Raw genomic sequence first — 24,155 nt, 5'->3', positions numbered from 1 at the left:
GTGCCACAATTGCGTCAAGAAAATTACAAGAAAGCAACACGGATGTGACGCGGGCCACGCCTAGTGAGCCTCCCTGTCGCCCCGCCGGGCGATCCCCTTGCTGCGACTGCAAGGAGGAAAATGCAGTTTTCCAGGGAGTTTTCGCATGATTCGCCACGCCATCCGTCTGGCGGCCACTTGCAGCATCGTTGCGTTGAGCCAGGCCCCGGTCGCCGCTTTCGCTGACGAAGCAGCAACAAATGCAGCAGCTACCGACAGCGGAGAATCCGCGCCGATCATCGTCACCGCCACCAAGCGCGAAACCGATCTCCAGAAGACCCCCATCGCCATCGCCGTCATCGGCAGCGCCGATATCGAGAAGCAGCACGTCCAGAGCCTGATCGATCTTGCCAGCGGCAGCGTCCCCTCGCTGCGCGTCGCGACCTTCGAGGCGCGCCAGTCGGCCCTCACGGTCGGCATTCGCGGCATCGTGCCGTTCGACGCCAACCAGACCGCACGCGACCAGGGCGTCGGCGTCTATCTCGACGGCGTCTACCTCGGCCGCCAGCAGGGCCTGAACGCCGCGCTGTTCGACGTGCAGCGCATCGAAGTCCTGCGCGGACCGCAGGGCACGCTGTTCGGCCGCAACACCGAAGGCGGCGCGCTCTCGATCGTCACCAAGGCTCCGACCGGCCAGTTTGGCGGCCGCGTGGAAGCGGGCATCGGCAACTACGGCCAGCGCACTGGCGAAGCTCATATCGACCTGCCCGAGTTCCACAACATTTCGATCAAGGTCGACGGCGTCTACCAGCACCAGGACGCGACGACCAAGAACCCGCTCGCGGGCCAGACCGGCTTCAATTACTACGACCGCGTCGGTGGCCGCATCCAGGCCCAGTGGAAGCCGGTCGAAGGCTTCACGGCGAACATCTCGTTCGACAAGTCGCGCGACGACAATACGCCGATGTACAGCCAGCTCATCAACTACAACCCCAAGGGGCTGCGGGTTGCTACCCTCGCGCAGATCGCCGCGAACGGCGGCAAGCTGCCGAGCGGCACGATCGCGCCGCTTTCCCCGCTGGTACATGTCAGCGGCGACAAGCGCATGAAGACCGCCGACATCGGCGTGCCGCAGCAGCCGAGCGTGGACCGCACGCAGGGTGTGATGGGCAACCTGAGCTACGATCTCAGCCCCGATCTGACGATCCGCTCGATCACCGCATGGCGTCAGGTCGATACCGACCAGTATGACAACTCGGGCGGCGCCCACCGCACCGTGTTCCTGCCGAACACCAAGTTCAGCCGCTACTCGCTGTCGTTCCTCGACCAGCACCAGTTCAGCCAGGAACTCCAGCTTGTCGGCAGTCTGCCGCAGGTCGATTTCGTGGCCGGAGCCTACTACTTCAACGAGAATGCCAGCGAATATGCGGCCACGCCCAGCTCCAACCTCTGGAATGCGGACGGTACCGGCTACACCACGCTCAGCCCCAATGTCACCGGTAAGGTAAATTCGAACAACCAGGGCTGGGCCGACGACTCGCTGTTCCTCCAGCGCAACAGCCGCGCCAAGGCGCAGAGCATCGCCGCCTTCGCCCAGGCGACGTATACCCCGGCCGGTCTCGACCAGGTCCACCTGACGGCTGGCGGTCGCTATACCCATGACAAGCGCGACGGCGTGCTGGACATCGTCAACGGCGTAACGGTTCCCTACACCTTCCGTTATCGCAAGGACCGTTTCGACCCGATGGTCACCCTGGCCTGGGACGCCACGGATGACGTGAACCTCTACGCCAAGTATGCGACCGGATACCGCGCGGGCGGCGCCAACGACCGCTCGAAGACCTTCGATGCTTTCGGCCCGGAAACGGTCAAGTCCTACGAAGTCGGCGCGAAGATGATGTTCCTCGACCGCAAGGTTCGCCTGAACCTCGCCGGTTACATCATGGATCGCGACGGCACCCAGGTCGATTTCGACAACGTCGTCGTGGATCCGAGCAGCCCCTACAACAACCTGCACACGCAGGAGACGCTGAACGCGCCGGGAACCACCAAGATCCGCGGCATCGAGGCGGAACTGAACGTCCACCCGACGAACAACCTGACCTTCGGCGCCTCTTACGCCTATACTTATACCCGCGTTCCCAAGACGCTGAACCCGTTCCTCAGCACGGCGGCCAATCCGGTCTACCAGAACGTCTTCATCGTCTACACGCCGCCCCATGCGGCCTCGGGCTTCATCGATTACTCAGTGCCGGTGGGCAGCGGCGACGAGAGCGTGCAGTTCCACCTCGACGCGGCCTATTCCGACCGCCAGTACAGCTTCGAGGATGAGAACGTGAAGGCGCAGAGCAGCTTCATCGTCAACGGCCGTATCGCCCTGGCCGATATCCCGATGAGCGATGCCGGAACGTCCCTGACCGTCTCGGTCTGGAGCCGCAACCTGCTCAACGAGACGCATATCTATCGTCTCTCGAATGCCAATGCGAGCACGCTGGGTGCCTATGGCAACTTCAACCCGCCGCGCACTTTCGGCGTGGAGGGCGTGGTCCACTTCTGATCACGATTTCCGGCGGTGTCTTTCCTGCAAGGCCCGCCGGCAGGTTCCTGCCTGAATACTGCACGCGGCGAGACTCCGGTCCCGCCGCGTGCTCTTTTATCACGCCGGGATCAGCGGCACTTCACACCGCCGCGATCGATCTGACGGCCCAGCAGGGCGCCGCCCGCGCCGCCGGCCAGGGTGCCGAGGGTATTGCCGCCGACCAGCTTGGCGAGCAGGGCACCGCCCACCGCGCCGACAACGAGGCCGGTGGTGCCGTCCGAGCGGCGGCAATAGGCGCGTCCGTCCTTGCCGCGATAGATGCGGTCGTTGCGGCTCAGGCGGCGATCCTTGTAGTTGCCCTTGTGATAGCTGCGCGAGGGTTCCCAGTTGCGGTCGTTGTCGCGCCAGGCATGGGCCGAGCGGTCGTTGCGGTCGCCCGGACGCGCCTCGGCGGGCAGGGTGATGGTGGCCGAAGCGACGGCGATGAGGGCGCCGAGGCCGATTGCACGTTTGAACATCTTGATGGACCTTCCGGTGAGGTTGAGAAAAGAATAAGCGAGCGGATTTCCGCTGCGAGCAAGCCTTCTCAACGTGTTGCAGACTTAACGGTTCCTGAAACTGTATCGGGCGGTGGACGGCGGGCCGTCGATATGGCAGCGAGCCGCATCATCGATGCGTTTTTTCCGCTGCCGTCTTCGGAGCGGCTCAAGAGACGGCATCCGCACATTTCTGAACGGGGTTTCATGGCGAAGGAAAATGGCAGTGCGCGTGCGGGTTCTCCGCTCGAACTGACCTTGCGCGGGGTGCTGCTGGGCGGCGTTATCACGTTGCTGTTCACGGCGGCCAACGTCTATCTCGGTCTCAAGGTCGGCCTGACATTCGCGACCTCGATCCCGGCGGCGGTGATCTCGATGGCGATCCTGCGCGGGTTCAGGGACTCGACGATCTTCGAGAACAATATCGTCCAGACCGTCGCCAGCGCTGCGGGGACCCTGGCGGCGATTATCTTCGTGTTGCCGGGTCTTGTCATGATCGGCTGGTGGCAGGGCTTTCCCTACTGGACTACGGCGGCGATCACCGGCACCGGCGGTATCCTCGGCGTGCTGTTCTCAGTGCCGCTGCGCCGCGCACTGGTGATCGACACCCCGCTGCCCTATCCTGAAGGCCACGCCGCCGCCGAAGTCCTGCGCATCGGTTCGGAATCGCGCGAAGGCGCGGCGGAGAGCGCCAAGGGCCTGTCGGTGCTCTTGTGGAACGCGCTGGCCTCGGCCGGGTTCGCCATCCTCACGCAGACGCGCCTCGCCGTGGCGGAAGCTTCGGTCTGGTTCCGTGCGGGGCCGGGCGCGACCGGCATTTCCGGGGGACTGTCCTTCGCGCTGATGGGCGTCGGCCATCTTGTCGGCATCTCCGTGGGCATGGCGATGTTCCTCGGTCTTGTCGTCGGCTGGTGGGTGCTCCTGCCGATCCTGACCGCGCAGACCCCGCTGCCGGGCGGCGCGGAAGTCTGGGCGACGACGGTGTTTGCCGACAATGTCCGCTTCTTCGGTGCAGGCGTGATCGGCGTGGCGGCGGTCTGGACCCTGCTGCGCATCGCTGGGCCGGTGATCGGCGGGGTACGCTCCGCCATGGCCGCCAGCCGGGCGCGCCAGTCCGGCGCGACCCTGGCGGTCGAGGAGCAGGACCTGCCGATCTCGATCGTCTTCATCGGCACCCTGGCCATGCTGGTGCCGATCGCGATCCTGCTCTGGAGTGTCGTCGGCAGCGGTCCGCTCGCCGGATCGGAAATGCTGCTGATCTCCGGCGCGCTGCTGTTCATCCTCGTGATCGGCCTGCTGATCGCCGCCGTCTGCGGCTATATGGCGGGCCTGATCGGCGCCTCCAACTCCCCGGTTTCGGGTATCGGCATCCTTTCCGTGGTCGCCGCCTCGCTCATGCTGGTCGGCCTGTTCGGCCGCGACCAACCGCCGGGGACGACCGACGCGCTGGTCGCCTATGCCCTGATCGTCACCGGCATCGTCTTCGGTGTGGCGACGATCTCCAACGACAACCTCCAGGACCTCAAGACCGGCCAGCTCATCGGCGCGACGCCGTGGAAGCAGCAGGTGGCGCTGGTGATCGGCGTGGTCTTCGGCTCGCTGGTGATCCCGCCGGTGCTCGATCTGCTGAACACCGCCTTCGGCTTCGCCGGAGCGGCCAATGCCGGGCCGAATGCGCTTCCCGCACCGCAGGCCGCGCTGATCTCGACCCTGGCCAAGGGCGTGCTGGGCGGCAATCTTAACTGGACCATGATTGGCTGGGGCGCCGCTGCCGGCGTCGCCTTCATCGTGATCGACGAAGTGCTGGGACTGATGGGCCGCCTGCGCCTGCCGCCGCTCGGCATCGGCATCGGCATCTACCTGCCGATGAGCGTGATCCTGCCGACGGTGATCGGCGCGGTGCTCGGGTTCTTCTACGACCGCTGGGCCTCGAAGCAGCGCGATCGGGAGTTCGCCGAACGCATGGGCGTGCTGACCGCCACCGGCCTGATCGTGGGCGAGAGCCTCTGGGGCGTGACGTTTGCAGGTATCGTGGCCGCATCGGGTAGTGATGCGCCGCTGGCCTTGGCCGGCGACGGTTTTGCCGGTCCCGCGCTCGTGGGCGGCACGGTACTGTTCTTCGTGCTCGTCCACATCCTCTACCGACGCACGCGTCAGTTGGTAGTCGCTGACTAACCGCCTGCACCCCGGCATTCTGCAGAATGCCGGGGCCGTCCTCGACGATACCCAATAAAAGCATCTTTCTGTAATCAAACGATATCGCGAATCCTTTTGGAAAGCGCGCAGATCACTTGTGGACGGATCGTTTCCCGATGTGGTCTCGCATTCGATTGCATCAAGTAAAGGCGTTTCGTAAATCTCTAAATTGCATGCGGAAGTCGTAAGAACTGCATCCATTCTGGAGGTTTATTTTGGGGCCAGAATGAACCTATGACAAGCACCGTCAGGTTCATGGCAGGTCTGTTATTGCACGATCCTGTGCTTTGAAAAAAAACGATAAATAGCGATTTCTTGGCAAGCCGATTGCCCTCTTGCTGCGCTCTTCGAAGCGGTGGCAGACCCTTCAGGCGTAGCGGCACGCTGGTCAAGCGAGCGATATCCGCGACCAACCGTTTCAATTGCGCGGGATACATCGGTCGTGGAGTATCGTTGCAACCCGTAACTGGGTGGAAACGCGAAAGTTATTCGCCTTATATGATGGGTGTGTAGACGTATCGATGAAACTGCCGGGGCTTGCATGTTCGGTGGAGAAGTCTCCTGTCTCCTGCTGGCATGACGTTTGTTTGTTAGGTTAGTAAAGTAACAGCGTTGTTATAGTTCCCCCAATCGCAGTCGATTCGATACGCCGACAACCGGATGCGTCGCCTCATGGCGAGGCTCATGTTGGGAGGTACGAGATGGACAAGCGGGTCGAGATCGTGGATCGCGGAAGCAAGACTGCCAAGGCTTCGGTGGCAGGCAGCGGGGAAACCCGGATACCGGTTCCGATTGACTCGAATATCCGGATCGACGCGCCGCCGAACTCAGTCGCCTCGATGGTTCGCGAAGGCGACGACCTGATCCTGAAGTTCGCGGACGGATCGAGCATCCGTCTGGAAGGCTACTTCGCCTGCCAGCCCGAGGATCTCGGCCAGTTGAGCCTGGATGATCCGTCGAGCGGCGCGCAATGGCTCGTCAACCTGAGCGATACGGCATGCGTCGCGCCCGGCGATGTATCGAGCGAGGCACTGAGTTACGATTTTGCGCCGCTCGATGGCGCCTCGGCCACAGCCGGAACCGCAGCGGCAGGTGCGGCCGGTGGCGGTTTCAGCAACGGGTTGCTGATCGGCCTTGGCGCACTGGGCCTGGCAGGCGGCATTGCCGCAGCCGGGAGTGGCGGCGGCGGCGGCAGACGCGGAGGTTCCGGAACCCCACCGGACACGACTCCTCCTGCCGCTCCGGTCGTAACTGGCGCGACCGACGACGTGGCGCCGGTAACGGGTGCGATTGCGGCAGGGGGCTCGACCAACGATTCCACGCCGACCTTCAGCGGGACAGCCGAGGCAGGCTCGGTCGTGGCCGTGTTCGACAACGGAACGCAGATCGGCACTGTGACGGTGGGGGCCAGCGGCAGCTGGACTTTCACGCCGACAACGCCCCTGGAAGACGGGCCGCATAGCCTGACGTTCCAGGCGACCGATGCTGCCGGAAACAAGGGCGCGGCATCGGCTCCCTTCACGTTCACGGTCGATACGGCCCCGCCGGAGGCTCCCCTCGTGACGGGCGCGACCGATGATGCGGCACCGGTAACGGGGACGATCCCGGCGGGCGGCTCAACCAACGATCCGACGCCGACATTCAGCGGAACGGCGGAACCCGGCTCGGTGGTGACGGTGTTCGACAACGGAACGCAGATCGGCACTGCGACGGTGGCCGCCAACGGCAGTTGGACGTTCACGCCGACGACGCCCCTGGGAGACGGTCCGCATAGCCTGACTTTTACCGCGACGGATGCTTCCGGCAATCAGGGCACGGCTTCGGCGCCCTTTGCCTTTACGGTGGATACCGGCGCACCCGATGCACCGACCTTGAACCCTACCGACGGCACGACGATCTCGGGCACGGCGGAACCCGGCGTGACGATCCAGGTCGACACCAACGGTGACGGTATCCCCGACGCCACGGCCGTTGCTGGTGAAAACGGAACGTGGAGTGTCACGCTTCCCGAGCCTTTGTCCAACGGTACGGTTATCAGTGCCACGGCGACGGATGCGGCGGGCAACGCGTCCACTCCGGGCAGCGCCACCGTCGACAGCAGCATCGATACTACGCCTCCGGCTGCTCCGGTAGTGACAAGTGCGACCGACGATGCCGAGCCACGCGTCGGGGCGATCACGGCAGGCGGCTCGACGAACGACCCCACGCCCACGTTCAATGGGACGACTGAGCCGGGTTCGGTGGTGACAGTGTTCGACAATGGTACCCAGATCGGCACCGCGACGGTGGCCGCCAACGGCAGCTGGACCTTCACCCCTGCGCCGCCGCTTGGCGAAGGTCCGCATAACCTGACCTTCACCGCGACGGATGCTTCCGGTAACGAGGGCACGGCTTCGGCACCCTTCGCCTTTACGGTGGACACCATTCAGCCGGAAGCGCCGACGCTCAATCCCACCGACGGCACGGTCATCTCCGGGACGGCGGAAGCCGGTGCCACGATCGGCATCGATCTCGACGGAAACGGCGAACCCGACGCTTTCGCTCAGGCCGACGGCAGCGGATACTGGATTTATGTGCCGGGCAACCCGCTTCCCGACGGCGCGACGATTTCCGTCACGGCTACCGATGCAGCGGGCAACAGCACCCAACCCGTCTCGACCGTCGTCGATGCTACGGTTCCGCTTGCGCCGGGCATCGTCGAAGTGGTGGACGATGTCGAGGGAGTTACCGGCGTCGTCACGCGGGGCGGTATCAGCAACGATGCAACGCTGACCATCAACGGTACGGCGGAAGCCGGATCGATCATCCGGATCTACGACGGCGAGACGCTGGTCGGCACGACGACCGCGAGCGATACCGGCTTCTGGAGCGTGACGACCGGCGCCCTTTCCGAAGGCATCCACGGCTTTTCGGTTACTGCGACGAATGCGGTCGGGCATGTCAGCGGACCATCGACGACTTACGTCGTAACGCTCGATTTCTCTCCCCCGGCGCTGACGGTCAATCCGACCGACGGCGAGACTCTTTCCGGAACGACAGAACCCGGCGCTTCGGTGCTGGTCGATATCGATGGGGACGGCAATGCCGATCTGACGGCGACGGTAGCGCCGAACGGCGCCTGGGTAGTGAACTTCCCGTCGCCGCTCGAAAACGGCGCGGTGGTAACCGTGGTGGCGGTCGATCCGGCGGGCAATGCCACGGCGCCTTCGCCGGTCACGGTTGATACCTCGATCGATGCCTCGCTGCCATCGGAGCCGGTGGTGGGTTCGGTCACCGACGGGGTCGACCCCGTGGAGGGTGCGCTGACGAACGGCGATGCCACCAACGATCCGCAGCCTTTGCTGAGCGGCACCGCCGAGCCGGGATCGACCGTGACGATCTACAATAACGGCATCCAGATCGGCACGGCCAGTGTAAGCGGAACGGGGGCATGGACCTTCCGTGTTCCCGCGCCGCTGGAGGACGGTCCGCACAGTCTGACCACGACGACGACGGGTACGAACGGCAATGTCAGCCTGCCGTCGCCCGCTTTCGAACTGACCGTCGATACCCAGCCTCCTGCTGCTCCCGTCGTCAATCCTTCCAATGGCGAGACGATTTCCGGCACGGCCGAGCCGGGCACGACGGTCAGCATCAATATCGGGGGCGTCATCGAAACGGCGCAAGTGAACGAGAGCGGTACCTGGAGCGTCACGCCCGCCTCGCCGCTTCCCAGCGGTCCCATTCAGGTGACGGCGATCGACGCCGCAGGGAATGTGTCCGGCCCGACCAATGCCGCGATCGATGCGAATGCACCGCCCGCGCCCGCGATCGGGGTTGTTTTTGATGACGTGGGGCCGAGGCAGGTACCCATTGTCAGCGGCGCGCCGACCGATGATGCGCGGCCGGTCTTTACCGGCACTGCGGAGGCCAATGCGGTCATCCGGATCTACGAAGGGACGACGCTGCTTGGTACGGCCGTCGCGAACGGTAATGGGGAATGGTCGGTCACTCCGGATGCGCCGCTATCCGAGGGCAGCCACAACCTGACGATCACCGCGACCGATGCAGTGGGCAACGAGAGCGACCCGACGCCGTTCCAGCTCGTCGTTGATACCCAGGTGCCGGATGCTCCCGCTATCACGCTGGTCGCGGACAATGCCGGACCGGAGAGCGGTAACGTCGGTCCCGGCGGCTTCACCGACGATCCGAGACCGGTGCTGACCGGTACGGCGGAGCCGGACTCCGTCGTCTCGATCTACAGCAACGGAGTTCTTCTCGGAACCGCGGATACGAACGGTCTCGGGATCTGGACTTTCACGCCCGACGCGGACCTTCCGCAAGGCAGCAACAGTTTCCTGATCGTCGCAACCGATGCGGCGGGCAACGTCAGTGCGCCTTCCGTGCCTTATCAGGTTACCGTGGATGCGGACGGTCCGACGCAGCCGGTGATCGTATCGGGGTTCGACGATGTCGGCCTGGTCCAGGGCACTTTCTCAAGCGGGGCGTCGAGCGACGATACCTTGCCGGTCCTGACCGGCACGGCCGATCCCAATGCAGTCGTCTCGATCTCCATAGGCGGAGTTCCGGTTACGACGGTTACGGCGGATATCTTTGGAAACTGGTCGTTCACGCCGAGCCAGGCGCTTGTGAACGGCACTTACATCTTTACCGCCAGTGTAACCAATCCCGCCGGTGTGACCGTGCTGTCGGCGCCGTTCCAACTGACGGTTACGACGCAAGGCCCGGCGGCCCCCTCGATCAGCGCGGCTGAAGACGGAACGGGCCGCTACACCGGCCCGCTCGGCACCGAAGACTACACGGACGATGTTCTGCCGGTGCTTTCGGGAACGGCGGCCATAGGCAGCACCGTGACCATCCTCGACAATGGCGTTGTCATCGGCACGGCGATGATGGACGGCAGCGGCGGTTGGACGTTCACGCCGCCTGGCGGCCTTTCCGAGGGGCGGCACGATTTTACGGCAACCGCGACCGATGCCGTGGGCAACAGCAGCCAGGTTTCGGGCGTATTCACGCTGTTCGTCGATACCAAAGCGCCCGAGGCGCCGATCGTGGAACCGAGCGCTGGCACGATCCTGACCGGAACCGCCGAGGCCAACGCCCGGATCGAACTCGACTTCACCGGTGACGGTATCGCTGACGATTTCACCACGGCGGACGGCGACGGGCTTTGGACCTATATCGCCAATCCGCCGCTGGCAAACGGCGTGACGGTGACGGTCGTTGCCGTGGATGAGGCGGGGAATGTCTCGGGAACCGACAGCATCGTCATCGATCTGACGCCGCCCGCCGCGCCGATCATCACCGGCGTTATCGATGCCGTCGGCGACCAGACCGGCAACGTGCCCGATGGCGGTGGCACCGACGATCCGCTGCCGGTCATTACCGGCACGGCCGAACCCGGCGCGACGGTGACGATCTACGACAACGGCGTACCGATCGGCACGGCCGAGGCTTCGGCTACGGGCGCGTGGCAGTTCGAAATAACCGCGCCGCTTTCCAATACCGCCCATGTCTTCACCGCCAGCGCGGCAGACGCCCTCGGCAATACCAGCGGCCTTTCCGAACCCTACGACGTCACGGTCGATACCGGCACGCCCGGTGCGCCCGTTATCACCGGGGTGGAGGATCACGCGGGTCTTATCCTCGGCAATGTCGGCCCCGGCGGCACCACCGACGATGCCCTGCCGACGATCAGCGGCACTTCCGATGCCAATGCCACGATCACGATCTACGACGGTACGACCGAACTGGGTACCACAGTTGCCGATGGCAACGGGTTCTGGAGCTTCACGCCGACCGACCCGCTGCCGGACAAGGCCTACGATTTGCGCGCCACGGCGACGAATGTGGCCGGCAATACCGGCGCATCCTCCAACGACTACGAGGTGACGGTGGACACGGTTCCGCCCGCCGTGCCTTCGCTCGACAGCGTGAGCGGCAATGAGGCTGGCAATGTCGGCGCTATTATCGAGGGCGGCCTCTCCAACGATACCACGCCGTTCCTGAGCGGCACGGCCGGTGCGGACGAGGTCATCTCGATCTTCAACAACGGCGTGCTGGTCGACACTGTCACCGCAGGCCCGACCGGCGCCTGGAGCACCACGCTCAACCTTGGCGAAGGGCCACAGAGCATCACGGTGAGCGCGGCCAATGCGGCGGGCAACAGCAGCCCGACCACGGCGCCGTTCACCTTCACCATCGACGCGACCGACCCCGACGCGCCCACGGTCAATCCGACCAACGGCACCGGAACGCTGACCGGCACCGCAGAGCCGGATTCGACAGTCTCGATCTCGATCGGCGGAGCGGCGGCGGTTACGGCGCCTGTCGATCAGGACGGCAACTGGAGCTATCCGCTCTCCGGCAATCCGCCCGACGGCACGCCGATCGTCGTCGTCGCCATCGATCCGGCGGGGAACAGTTCGCTGCCGACCAACGCCACCGTCGATCTCGCCCCGCCAGCACCGCCGCAGTTGCTGACGGCAACCGACGACCAGGGTGCCGTGCTCGGCCCGATCGGCTCGGGCGACACCACCGACGACAGCCTGCCGGTCCTGACCGGCACCAGCGAGGCGAATGCCACGATCGTCATCTACGACAACGGTGGCGAGATCGGCAGGGTCCAGGCGAACGGCAGCGGGGCGTGGACGTTCACGCCTTCCGTTCCGCTTTCGGACACCTTCCACAGTCTCACGTTCGCCGCCATCGATACGGCGGGGAACCTGGGCCTGCCCGGTCCGGCGTTCGAGTTCACCGTGCTCACCACCCCGCCTTCGGTGCCCAGCATCGCGACCGTCACCGATAACGACGGAACCCCGCTCGTTATCGCCAAAGGCGGCAGCACCAACGATGATACGCCCCTGCTGAGCGGCATTGCCGATCCGGGCGCGATCATCACGCTCTTCATCGATGGAATTGAGGTGGTTCCGGTCACACCTATCGTCGCCGATGCGACGACGGGTGCCTGGTCCTACTCGCCAACCCTCCTTGAAGGACCGCACAGCTTCACCGTGACCGCGACCAATGCCGCAGGCAATGAGAGCGCGCAATCTCCGGCCTACACGGTCATCGTCGATCTGACCGACCCGAATCCGCCGGTCATCAACCTCAGCGACGGCAATACCGTTACCGGAACCGGCGAAGCCGGTGCGACGATCACCCTGCTCGTGACTGGGGATAGCACACCCCATCAGACAGTGGTCAACAGCCGCGGCGAATGGAGCATCACCTTGCCCGGCCGGGCCGCCGACGGAGCGGGGCTGACCGCCATTGCCACCGACCCGGCGGGGAATGACTCGCTGCCCGGTTCCGGCTCGGTCGACTGGGACGGCGGTATTCCACAGCCGGACGTCCCGGTCCTGATCTCGATCACCGATGCCGTCGGCGCCATCCAGGGCCCGATCGACAACAACGGCGTGACCAATGACAGATTCCCGGCGATCACCGGCACTTCCAGCGCCAATGCACTCATCACGATATACGACGGCGCGGCTGTTATCGGTACGACGATCAGCAGTCCCGGCGGGAGCTGGACCTTCACGCCGACCCTGCCCCTAGGCGAAACCGGACACAGCATCAGCGCCACCGCAACGGTCGGAGGGGTCGAGAGCATCAGCGGCAACACGATCGTGTTCACGGTCGACGCCACGCCTCCCGGCCAACCGGTTGTTGCACCAAGCAGCGGCGCGGCACTGAGCGGCACGGCCGAGGCAAATGCCACCGTCAGCATCGATTTTGGCGCGGCTTCTGGTCCGGTCACCGTCCAGGCAGACGGAACGGGTGCCTGGAGCTATACGCCGGTACCGCCGCTGGCCAATGGAACCCTCGTCAACGTCGTGGCGATCGATGCGGCAGGTAACCAGTCCGTCGGCGCCTCGATCGCGGTCGATGCGGCGCCCCCGGCCACGCCTTCGATCACCGGCGCGGTCGACAATGTCGGCTTGGTGCTGGGACCGATCGTCAATGGCGGCGGCACCGACGACACCACGCCGACGCTGTCCGGGACGGCCGAAGTGGGATCGACGATATCGATCTACGATGGCGCCACGCTGCTCGGAACAACGACGGCGACGGACGGCACATGGACCTTCACGCCCGGTGTACTGCCGGAAGGCCTGCACACTTTCACCGTCACGGCCGCCGACGCGCTCGGCAATGTCAGCGGCAGTTCGGCTGCCTTCTCTCTGACGATCGTGACCGGCACGCCTGCCGCGCCCGTCATCACCGGCGCCTTCGATGACGCGACGCCGGGTGTCGGCGCGATCGCCAACGGCGGGGCGACCAACGACAGCCAGCCCACGCTCAGCGGCACCGGCTCGGTCGGAGATACCATCTCGATCTACAACGGCAGCACTTTCGTCGGTTCGACCGTCGTCGCGGCCGGCGGAACCTGGAGCCTTACGCCAAATGCGGCCCTGCTCGACGGCACTTATACGCTGACCGCAGTGGCCACCAATATCGCCGGTACGCAAGGCCCGGCATCCTCGTCGTTCACCTTCACCATAGACACCACGCCGCCGGGTACGCCGGTGCTTCTCGGCGTGACGGACGATGTGGGTCCGATCCTGGGCGTGCTCGCCAGCGGCGCGGCGACAGACGATACCCTGCCGACTCTTACGGGAACCGCCGAGGGCAACGCGCTCATCTCGGTCTACGACGGCCAGACCCTGCTGGGCACCACGCTGGCCAGCGCCTCCGGCGCCTGGACCTTCACGCCGCCAGTACCGCTGGGCGCCGGAGGTCACGCCCTGACCGTAACGGCAACCGATGCCCTGGGCAATCAGAGCGGGGCAACAGCGGCCTTCAACCTGACCGTCGACCTCACACCGCCGGGCGCTCCGGTCATTGTCGGGGCGCTGGACGATGTCGGCGGATCGCAAGGAGCGATCGTTACCGGTGGTCTCAGCGATGACGCTCTGCCGCAGCTTTCCGGCACGGCAGAGGCGAATTCCACGGTCTTCATCTACAACAACGGCGCCCTGCTGGGTTCGGCGCTCGTCACCGGATCGGGGACGTGGACCTTTACGCCGCCTTCGCCGCTGGCGGACGGCGCGCACAGCTTCACCGCGACGGCACGCGATCCGGCAGGCAACCTGAGCGGGATGTCAGCGGCCTTCGTTGTCAATATCGATACGACGCCCCCGGTGGCTCCGGTCATCACCGCGATAACCGACGATCTCCTGCCACAAGTCGGCACGGTGGCGAGCGGCGGCGTAACCAACGACACCCGGCCAACGCTTTCCGGCACGGCGGAAGCCAATGCCTCGGTCTCGATCTATGACAACGGCAACCTTATCGGCACCGTCAACGCCGGACCGACGGGAAGCTGGACCTTCACGCCGGGCACTCTTCTGCCGGAGGGTAACCACAGCTTTACCGCCCGCGCCACGGATGCCACGGGCAACCAGGGTGCGGCATCCACGGCCTATTCCGTGCGCATTGACACGACACCGCCGGAAGCGCCGGCCATTTCCAGCGCGACGGACGATGTCGGCCGCATACAGGGGCTGGTTCTCAACGGCGGCGTGACCGACGACACCCTGCCGCTGCTGCGCGGCACGGCGGAAGCGGGCTCGACGGTGACGATCCTCTCGGGCGGAGTGGCAATCGGCACGACCCAGGCCAATGCCAGCGGGAACTGGACCTTTACCCCGCCCACGGCTCTGACGGAGGGCACTTACACCTTCACCGCAGTGGCGACCGATGCGGCGGGTAACACCGGCAACGCCTCTGCTTCCTTCGTCATAACGGTGGACCTGACCGCGCCGCCGCCTCCGGTGATCACCGGCATTACCGACGATGCCGCACCGAACCTGGGGCCTGTCGCCAATGGCGGCACCTCCAACGACACGACGCCGACGCTGTCGGGCACGGCTGCGGCAAACACGGTGGTCCTGGTCTTCGATGGGTCGCTGTTGCTGGGAAGCACGACGTCGAACGCTTCGGGTATCTGGACCTTCACGCCGGGGACCGCCATAGCCAACGGCGCGCATAGCTTTACGGCGGTCACGACCGATACGGCAGGCAATGTCAGCGCCGCGTCCAACAGCTACGGCATGACCGTGGACACCGTGGCGCCGACCCAGACCGTCGCTTTCACTTCATTGACCACGGATACCGGCACCCAGGGTGACTGGAGCACGCAGGACACCTCGCCGACGATCGGTGGCACGCTCAGCGCGACGCTCGGTGTCGGTGAGCGGGTGCAGGTCCAGATCGACGGCGGGAACTGGGTCAATGTTACCGCCTCGGGCACGACATGGTTCTACGGTGCGGGCACGCTGACGGTCGGATCGCATACCGTGTTTGCCCGCGTGATCGATGCGGCGGGCAATATTGGTCCCAGTAGTTCGCAGGCCGTGGCCATCACCGCGATTCCGCAGCAGGCACCCGTGGTGCAGTCCTCGGGCACGTCGCTCCTGGGCCTGGTGGGGGTCGAGGCGCTCAGCCTCATCGATCTCAAAACCCAGTCGCTGACGGCCTACGATCCGAACAACAATCTCCGAAGCGTACAGGTGCGCTATGCGCCGCTGCTGGCTCTCAGCCTCGGTGCCTATACCCTGACCGCATCCTCCGCGCTGGCGGCCGAACTCGGTCTCCAGATCAGCATCACCAACACGGCGGGCCTGCTCGGTGTCGTCGCGCCGACCTCGACCCTGACGATCACCGCGATCGGCGGCGGCACGATCGACAACCTGGCGATCAACGAACTGCTCAACACGGTCCATTTCCAGCAGAACGTTTCGCTTCTGGGTGTGGATCTGCTGAACTCCGTATCGATCACCGCTACCGACAGCACCAACCTTTCGTCTACGGCGTCGACGGGAACCCTGCTCGATCTCAGCCTGCTGAATGCGAGCGGATCACCGAACGTCATCGAAGGGGACGGCCTGTCGAACGTGCTCAACGGCACCGCCGGGAACGACCGTCTCTACGGTCACGCTGGGAACGACATCCTGAATGGCGGCGACGGCAACGACTTCCTGCGCGGCGGCGCCGGGGCGGATACCCTGAACGGCGGGGCCGGAAACGACACCCTGGTCTACGATGCCGCCGACATCCTGATCGATGGTGGAACCGGAACGGATACACTTCTGATCGACAGCGGCACCGGTCTGGTGCTGGACTTGGGCACGGCCACGAACATCCGGAATATCGAGGTTATCGATCTCGGCACAGGTGATAGTGGAAGGCAGATAAATCTCACGGAAGCAGGCGTTATCCGTGCGACGGAAAGTGCCCATCAATTGACTATCAATGGTGATGGAAAAGACACCGTGAACATGACGGGTGCAGTATTTCAGGGTCAGGCGCTTATAAATGGTGAGGCTTATAACCATTATTCGTTAGGTTCTACAGATATATATGTAGACCATCCGGTTATGGTGGTTGTATAAGTCTAACTCCTTTGAGTGATACATTCATAAAAGGGGTTGCATGGCATTTGCTGAGTGGAGGTTCGCCGGGGCGGTGAGTATCGCCGCCCTGGGTATCATGGGAAGCCGAGGTCACGCAGAGGATCGGAATGAGAGGCAGGCAATAACCGCTACCGGAGAATTACCTCCGATCCGGCAGCAATTGGCAGAAGCATCCTCCGCTTCGTCGAGAGAAATAATGTCGACCGCAGGCGGGACCGAGCAGAACGGCGAGCAGCAGGTGGATGCACCGCTGGTTCCGCCACAGCTCGATCTTTCCGATGCCGTCGTGCTCACGCTGATGCGCCACCCGGAAGTCGCGAGGGCCAATGCCGCTCTGGCGCGTGGGCTGGCAGATCTGGGGGCGGCGAAATCGGTCTGGACGCCGCAAGTGGGCTATCAGGCCAATATCGGGCCGAACATGCTATCCGGCCGTAACACCTCGGGCCTCAATGAGAACATGGCCGGTCCCAGCGTCTATCTCCAGCAGCAGGTCTGGGATTTCGGTCGCTCGAAGGGAGAGATCCGGGCGGCTCGCTCGACAATGCGACAGCGACGCTACGAACTGGAATCGGTGGCCGATCAACTGGCGGAGCAGGGCGCCGTCGCTTTCCTCCAGGTCAAGCGTTACGAACTGCTGTCGGTCGAGGCGAAGAAGCAGGTCGAGGAACTGGAACGGCTGCGCCACCTGATCGGGTTGCGTGTGAATGCCGGGGTTTCCGACAAGTCCGACCTCATGCTGGCCGACGTCCGCGTGGAAAGCGCAAGGGGTGAGGCAATCCAGGCGGAAACCGCGCTGGCGGTGGCGCAGTCTACCTTGCTCAACCTGATCGGCGATCTGCCGCTGGCCTACACCGATCCCAGCGCCCAGATATCGCGTTTCGAAACCGGCGACGACGAACCCGATTACGAGAAACTGCCCGCCGTCGTCGCTTCCGAAGAAGCCGAGCATGCGGCGGCGGCGAAGATCGGCCAGGCCAAAGGGGAGCGCTATCCCCGCCTTGGCCTCCAGCTGGGCTACACGCGCAACAACTATACCTACAATACCCGAGACAATTCGTTCTCCGGCATGGTGACGGTGACCGGCAATCTCTACCGTCGCAGCGACCATTACGTGATCGAGGCAGCCGAGGAAGATCGCCGTGCGGCCGAAGCGGTCAAGGACAGCACCGTGCTGGAAGCGCGCGGCAAGGCGCTGACCGCGCGTCAGGAGATCCGTGCCGGGCGCGCGCGGATCTCGGCCTATACCCTTCAGGAACGACAGGCCGTGACCGCCAGCCGCATCTTCTTCGAGGAATACAAGCTCGGCAAACGCACGCTGACCGAGCTGCTCAACACCCAGCTCGAAATCTACCGCGCGGCAAGCGCTCGCATCGTCGCGGAATACGAGATCATGGAAGCGCGCGTCCGCTTCGAAAACGTGAGCGGAACCTTGCGGCCCTCGCTCGGTCTGCCCGCCCGCCTGCGTGAGGAGGAAGACTTCGATGGCTGATATTGGCGAAGCGCTCCACGCTCCCTGGACGGCGGCGGTGGCCGCGCTCGGCACCCTCAAGGGGGTGCCGGTGGGCGCGCAGGAGCTGACGAACCGGCTTTACTGGTCGGAACGGCAGGACGCCGAAAAGACGCTGATCCACGCGGCGCGGCTATCTGGGCTGGAATTCCAGATCGTGACCATGAAAATCGACGAGGTGCCGCAGATTCTGCTGCCTGCCATCGTCGAGTTGAACGACGGTGGCGCCGCGATCCTCCACGCCCGCGATGCTCGCAGTGTGCGCGTGTCGATGCCCGGCATGCGGCAGGATGCTCCGGTCGAAATCCCGATCGACGTGTTTCGCGGCCAAACTATGGGCCGGGTCGGCTTCGTCGAGCCGCTGTCCACGCGTTCGCGCGATGCCCGCCTCGACGAGTTCCTGCGGGCGCCGTCGCGGTCCTGGCTATGGGACATCATCATGGCCGACCGGCGCGGCTATGGCGAAGTCATGCTCGGTTCGGTCTTCGGCAACCTGCTGACTTTCGCGACTTCGCTCTTCGCCATGCAGGTCTGGGACCGGGTGATCCCCGCGCAGTCAGTCCCAACGCTCTGGGTTCTGGCGCTCGGTACCGGAATGGCGCTGACGCTCGAACTCCTGCTGCGGACCGCACGCGTGCAACTGGTCGACCGCATCGGTCGCCGCGCGGACATGGCCATTTCCTCGCGCATCTTTGCCCGCGCGCTGGATATCCGCAACGATGCCCGTCCGCGTTCGACCGGCGCGCTGATCGCCCAGCTTCGCGACGTCGAGCAGATCCGCGAGATGCTGACCTCCACGACCGTCTCGGCGCTGATCGACCTGCCGTTCATTGGCCTGTTCCTGGTGCTCTTCGCGTTCCTGGCCGGACAGCTGACGTTCGTGCTGATCGGTGCGGCGGCGCTGATCGTGCTGCCGGGCCTGCTGCTCCAGCGCCCGCTTGCCCGTCTGGCGACCGAGGGGATGCGCGAGGGTGCCTTGCGCAATGCGATCCTGGTCGAATCCATCGAACGCATCGACGAGATCAAGTCGGCTCAGGCAGAGGCCCGCTTCCAGTCGCTCTGGGAACGCCTGACCCTCGCCGGAACGCGCGTCGGCGCCGAGCAGCGCTTTCTCGCGGCCCTGTTCGTCAACTGGACCCAGACGCTCCAGCAGCTCGCCTATACGGCCGTGGTGGTGGCTGGCGCCTTCAAGGTCATGGAAGGCGACATGACGATGGGCGCTCTGATTGCCTGCTCGATCCTGACCAGCCGCGCGCTCGTACTCTTCGTGCCGTTCGGCCAGATCTTCACGCGCTGGCAGAACGCCAAAGTCGCGATGACCGGGCTGGAGGACCTCTTCGCCAAGCCGGTGGACCACGATCCCGAGCGGGGGCTGCTGCGCCGCGCCGCGCTCAATGGCTACTACGAGATCAAGGACCTGACTTACGCCTACGATCCGGAAGGCCCGCTGGCCCTGAAGGTCGATCGCCTGTCGATCCATGCGGGTGAGCGGGTGGCGCTGCTCGGGCGGATCGGGGCGGGCAAGTCCACGCTGCTGCGCCTGCTGTCCGGACTGGCCTGGCCCACCACCGGCGAAGTGCTGCTGGACGGCACCAACCTGACGCTCATCAACCCGGTCGATTTGCGCCGGGACACTGCCTATCTGGGGCAGGGCGCGCAGCTCTTCCTCGGCACGATCCGTGAGAACCTGATGATCGGCGCTCCCGGCGTGAGCGACGAACAGATCATCCATGCCCTGGCCGTGACGGGCGGGCTGCCCCTTGTGCAGAACCAGCCACAGGGTCTCGACCTCCTGTTGCAGGAAGGCGGGGTAGGGCTTTCGGGCGGACAGCGGCAGACGCTGTTGCTGACCCGTGCCCTGTTGCGCAACAGCAATATCCTCCTGCTCGACGAACCGTCCGCGCCCCTCGACGATATCAGCGAGCGGGCGCTGGTCGCCAACCTCGGGCAATGGCTGCGCGGGCGGACATTGGTGGTCACGACCAACAGGCCGGGGCTGCTGGATCTGGTCGATCGCGTCGTCGTGATCGATTCCGGCCGCATTGCGCTCGATGGGCCGAAGGAGAAGGTCCTCGCCGCCCTGGCCGGGCCTGCCGGTATCCGGGAGAAACGCGCATGAGCGGCGGGGCAGGGGCGACGGTAGCGCCGGGCAGCAGTCTGCTGGAAGGCATCGGCGGCGAGGAGGACAGCCGCTGGCTGCGCACGGTCGGGCGGCTGCGGATCATCCCGATCCTCTCGGTCGCGATCCTCGCGTTTCTGGTCTGGAGCTATTTCGGCGTGCTGGACGAAGTCGCGGTGGGAACCGGCAAAGTCACGCCGCCCTCGCGCTCGCAGGTGATCCAGAGCCTTGAGGGCGGCATCGTCAACGGCATCTTCGTGCATGAGGGCGATATCGTCAAACCGCATGAGAAGCTGGCGACGCTCGATCGCGCCCGCTTCAGTTCCATGCTCGGCGAGGCGGAGGCCAAGGCGCGGGCGCTGGAGGCGACGGCTGCGCGGTTGGAAGCGGAGATCAACGGCGGCAGTCCGAACTTTCCGCAGGCGGTTCGGGAGACGCCGGGGCTGATGGCGCGCGAGATGGAACTGATGCACTCGCGGCGACAGAACCTCGATGTCGCCACGGCCAGCCTGCGCCAGTCGCTGGCCCTGACCCGGCGGCAACTCGCGATGACCGAGCCGCTGGTCGAACTGGGCGCGGCCAATCAGGTCGAGATCATCCAACTGCGCCGTCAGGAGAACGAAATCCAGGCCAAGCTCGATTCCCTGCGCAACCAGTATGTGATCGATGCCAGCGCCGACTATGCCAAGGCGCGGGCCGAACTGGACCAGACCGTGCAGGTCATCGGCGGCCGCCGCGACCAGCTCGACCGGACGGTGCTCTATTCGCCGGTGCGCGGCATCGTGAAGAACCTGGAAGTGACGACGATCGGCGGGGTGATCCAGCCGGGCGGCTCGCTGATGGAGATCGTGCCGCTGGAGGACCAGCTCGTGATCGAGGCGCGGCTCTCGCCCCGCGACATCGCCTTCATCCGGCCTGGCCAGCCCGCAACGGTGAAGATCACGGCTTATGATCCCTCGATCTACGGGACGCTGGCCGGGACGGTCGATCGCATCTCGCCCGATACCTTGCAGGATGAGGTGCATCGCGATCAGGTCTACTACCGCGTTTATGTGCGGACCCAGCGCTCCACGTTGCGGACCAAGAACGGGCACGAATATGCGATCATGCCGGGCATGGTCTCGACCGTGGAGATCAGGACCGGTCGCAAGACGATCCTGCAATACCTGATGAAGCCCATCAACAAGGCCAAGGAAGCCATGCGCGAGCGGTAAAGGCTCAGACGCGCTGGCAGGTCGAGGTTGGGGCCTTGCCGCTACCCTTCCCGAGCTTGGCATGGATACGGGCGAGGAAGGAGCGAGTGCGGGCCTTGGGCTCCAGGTCGTTGCAGCAGGTGATCTTCCAGCTGCGGGCGCGAACGTCCGCCGGTTCCCCGGCCAGCAGGCGATTGCGGTCGCCCACGGGTTCGACCGAGGCCTCGCCGGTGTTGCAGATGTCGTCGGCTCTTGCCACGGCGCTCCCTCCGCCCGGAGAGCCGCCGCCGCCACGTCCACCGCCCCCCCGGGTTCCTCCACCTCCGCCGCCCCCACCGGCACCGCCGCCGCCTCCGCTACTGCTGCCGCCATTGCCACCGCCACCGCCGGACTTGGCGATCGCAGGAGAGGCCAGCGATGTAGAGAGGAGCATGGTCATGGTCGGCGGCACCAGCAGGGAGTATTTCCCACAGGCCGCGAGAAAGGAGCGACGGTCGCTTTCCCCTTGCGAGCCGGTGAAGACTTCGGGCTTTTCCATGACTTGCCTCCGCATCCTGCCCCTGTCTTGAAAGTACAGGAACGCCGTGCAGAGGTAAGCCGCTCTTGAGAGTGGCCTGTGCCTCTACTGAAGTTCGGCGGGCTACGCCGGATGGCCCCGGCAGCTAACACGCTTGTACAAAAGGACTTCCGGATAGCTTAGGGAGAATTCACCATGGGCATCGCCGCTCATGCGTCAATCGAGTGAGCCCCTGGCAAATGAGGAGAGATATCAGGCGGTTTCGGGTCGATTCTGAAGCTTCGTCGAACGGAGCAGTTCCAGCAGGCGCCGCGCGATCTCACGTTCGCCCATCACTACATGATCGGCACCGATCCGGGTGAGGTGATCGACTTCCTCGTCCGAGTGCGCACGGGCGAGGATCTGGATAGCAGGATTGAGCTGACGTGCGCGCTGGGCGATCACGCCCGCTTCGAAGCCTTCGGGAATGGCGATCATCAGCCGGGTCGCTTCCCTTACCCCGGCTTCGTCGAGAATATCCTCGCTGGAGGCATTGCCGGCAATGACGGCGTGACCGGTCTCACGCGCCCGTTTGACGAGATCGGGGCGTTCCTCCACCACGACGAGCTTGCGCAGATCGCCGGTTATTCCCTCGGCCACCAGCCTGCCGACGCGCCCGTAGCCGATCAGGATGAGCCGCTCGCCGGGGCGGGGTGTCGTGCCAGCCTCGCGGCGTTCGCGTTCGGCGGCAGCCACCGACTTGACGAGGCTGTGCCGCCCCGCGAGCCAGCGGAAGATGAGCGGGTTGAGGAAGATCGAGAAGATCGCCCCGGCCAGGATCAGGTCGCGGCCCTCTTCCGGCAAGACCTTGAGCTGGACGCCGAGCGCCGCGAGCATGAACGAGAATTCGCCGATCTGGGCGAGGCTGGCGGCGACGGCCAAAGCGGTCTGTGTCGGATGGCCGAAGATCCGTACGATGGCGACGGCGGCCAGCGATTTACCCACGATCACGATCAGCACGGTGGCGAGCACCGCTCCGGCATTCTCGACCACCACCGAGGGATCGAACAGCATGCCCACCGACACGAAGAACAGCACCGCAAAAGCGTCGCGAAGCGGCAGGGTTTCCTCGGCGGCGCGGCGGCTGAGCTGCTTTTCGCCCATGACCATCCCGGCGAAGAAGGCCCCAAGCGCGAAGGACACGTCGAAAAAGTAAGCCGCGCCGAAGGCCACGCCCAAGGCTATCGCCAGCACGGCCAGACGGAACAATTCGCGCGAGCCGGTATGTGCGGCCCAGTGCAGCGCCGCAGGGATCACGCGCTTGCCGACGATCAGCATCAGCGCGATGAAGCCGCCGACTTTGGCTAGCGTCTGCCCGATGGTCCAGGCGAGGTCCATGCCCGACTGGGCGCGCCCGTTCGCCAGCCCTGCGAGCGCAGGCAGAAGCACGAGGACGAGCACCATGGCAAGGTCTTCGACAATCAGCCATCCGACCGCGATCCGGCCGCGCTCGGTATCCATCAGGTTACCGACCTGAAGCGCTCTCAGCAACACCACGGTGCTCGCTACCGAAAGGGCGAGGCCGAAGATCAGCCCCCCCGCCAGGCTCCAGCCGAGCCAGGCGGCAAGGGCGACGCCCATGGCGGTGGCTATCGCGATCTGGAGCACCGCGCCGGGTACGGCGATGTTCTTGACCGAAAGCAGGTCCTTGACCGAGAAATGCAGGCCCACTCCGAACATCAGCAGGATCACGCCGAGTTCCGCCAGTTCGTTGGCGAGGGCGCTGTCGGCGACGATGCCGGGGGTGAAGGGGCCGACCAGTACGCCCGCGAAAAGATAGCCCGCCACCGGTGAAATCCTCAGGCGATGGGCGAGGGCGCCCATGGCGAAGGCGACGACCAGACCGGCAACGACCGTTCCGACGAGAGGCGTGGTATGCGGCAAACGAAACTCCCGTTCGGAACTTGGTCGGCATAAACAATGCCGATGGTTCGTTCACTCCAGGGTGATGACGAAGACAACCGCAAGGCCCGCCGCTGCCATCGATACGACCAGCAACAGCGGCAGCATCCACCCCGGAGCTATACTACGCTTACGGACCATTTCCGGTTCCTTTCCGCCTGCGTCGATGAAGCATCATGCTCCGGGAATGCGGTCTCGTTCGTGACTA

9 protein-coding genes are annotated in these 24,155 nt (G+C 64.9%); 6 read left to right on the top strand and 3 right to left on the bottom strand.

The window, feature by feature from the left end; genetic code table 11:
- The first annotated feature begins 145 nt into the window (after nt 1-145).
- Entirely contained in the window at nt 146-2,536 is a 2,391-nt protein-coding gene (locus tag AC4D6D_RS22555; protein ID WP_491327749.1) for a TonB-dependent receptor, read from the top strand.
- A 110-nt stretch (nt 2,537-2,646) separates the two neighbouring features.
- On the opposite strand, the gene AC4D6D_RS22550 is transcribed toward AC4D6D_RS22555, so the two are convergent.
- The gene (locus tag AC4D6D_RS22550) at nt 2,647-3,036 is read right to left on the bottom strand and encodes a glycine zipper 2TM domain-containing protein (RefSeq protein ID WP_491327748.1); all 390 of its coding nucleotides are present in this window, start codon (nt 3,034-3,036) and stop codon (nt 2,647-2,649) included.
- 225 nt (nt 3,037-3,261) lie between these two features.
- Between AC4D6D_RS22550 and AC4D6D_RS22545 the strand changes: the two genes are divergently transcribed.
- From AC4D6D_RS22545 to AC4D6D_RS22525, 5 genes are all read left to right on the top strand, one after another.
- Nucleotides 3,262-5,229 (top strand): OPT family oligopeptide transporter, encoded by a 1,968-nt coding sequence (locus AC4D6D_RS22545; RefSeq protein WP_491327747.1) that lies wholly within the window; start codon nt 3,262-3,264, stop codon nt 5,227-5,229.
- Nucleotides 5,230-5,951: 722 nt separating this feature from the next.
- A complete protein-coding gene (locus tag AC4D6D_RS22540) occupies nt 5,952-16,649 on the top strand; it encodes an Ig-like domain-containing protein (RefSeq protein ID WP_491327746.1) in 10,698 nt (3,565 codons plus the stop codon).
- 217 nt (nt 16,650-16,866) lie between these two features.
- Nucleotides 16,867-18,159 (top strand): TolC family protein, encoded by a 1,293-nt coding sequence (locus AC4D6D_RS22535; protein ID WP_491327745.1) that lies wholly within the window; start codon nt 16,867-16,869, stop codon nt 18,157-18,159.
- On the top strand, nt 18,152-20,296 hold the full coding sequence (locus AC4D6D_RS22530) for a type I secretion system permease/ATPase (protein ID WP_491327744.1): 2,145 nt from the start codon (nt 18,152-18,154) through the stop codon (nt 20,294-20,296). Before AC4D6D_RS22535 ends, AC4D6D_RS22530 begins: the two co-directional genes overlap by 8 nt.
- Nucleotides 20,293-21,510, top strand: a complete 1,218-nt coding sequence (locus tag AC4D6D_RS22525) for an HlyD family type I secretion periplasmic adaptor subunit (protein ID WP_491327743.1) — start codon at nt 20,293-20,295, stop codon at nt 21,508-21,510. The genes AC4D6D_RS22530 and AC4D6D_RS22525 overlap by 4 nt, the downstream gene beginning before the upstream one ends.
- Nucleotides 21,511-21,514: 4 nt before the next feature.
- Here the strand turns inward: AC4D6D_RS22525 and AC4D6D_RS22520 are convergent, their stop codons facing one another.
- Nucleotides 21,515-22,027 (bottom strand): hypothetical protein, encoded by a 513-nt coding sequence (locus AC4D6D_RS22520; RefSeq protein WP_491327742.1) that lies wholly within the window; start codon nt 22,025-22,027, stop codon nt 21,515-21,517.
- Between the two features lie 231 nt (nt 22,028-22,258).
- On the bottom strand, nt 22,259-23,929 hold the full coding sequence (locus AC4D6D_RS22515; RefSeq protein ID WP_491327741.1) for a cation:proton antiporter domain-containing protein: 1,671 nt from the start codon (nt 23,927-23,929) through the stop codon (nt 22,259-22,261).
- Between the last annotated feature and the right edge of the window lie 226 nt (nt 23,930-24,155).

This window comes from Novosphingobium sp. BF6 (assembly GCF_058273105.1).
The sequence above is the reverse complement of the archived record's forward strand: the minus strand, read 5'-3'. Positions and strand labels throughout refer to the sequence as shown.

Coding starts and splice junctions, on each gene's coding strand:
- AC4D6D_RS22555 (WP_491327749.1), top strand. CDS start 146: ATGATTCGCCACGCCATCCGTCTGGCGGCCACTTGCAGCATCGTTGCG.
- AC4D6D_RS22550 (WP_491327748.1), bottom strand. CDS start 3,036: ATGTTCAAACGTGCAATCGGCCTCGGCGCCCTCATCGCCGTCGCTTCG.
- AC4D6D_RS22545 (WP_491327747.1), top strand. CDS start 3,262: ATGGCGAAGGAAAATGGCAGTGCGCGTGCGGGTTCTCCGCTCGAACTG.
- AC4D6D_RS22540 (WP_491327746.1), top strand. CDS start 5,952: ATGGACAAGCGGGTCGAGATCGTGGATCGCGGAAGCAAGACTGCCAAG.
- AC4D6D_RS22535 (WP_491327745.1), top strand. CDS start 16,867: ATGTCGACCGCAGGCGGGACCGAGCAGAACGGCGAGCAGCAGGTGGAT.
- AC4D6D_RS22530 (WP_491327744.1), top strand. CDS start 18,152: ATGGCTGATATTGGCGAAGCGCTCCACGCTCCCTGGACGGCGGCGGTG.
- AC4D6D_RS22525 (WP_491327743.1), top strand. CDS start 20,293: ATGAGCGGCGGGGCAGGGGCGACGGTAGCGCCGGGCAGCAGTCTGCTG.
- AC4D6D_RS22520 (WP_491327742.1), bottom strand. CDS start 22,027: ATGGAAAAGCCCGAAGTCTTCACCGGCTCGCAAGGGGAAAGCGACCGT.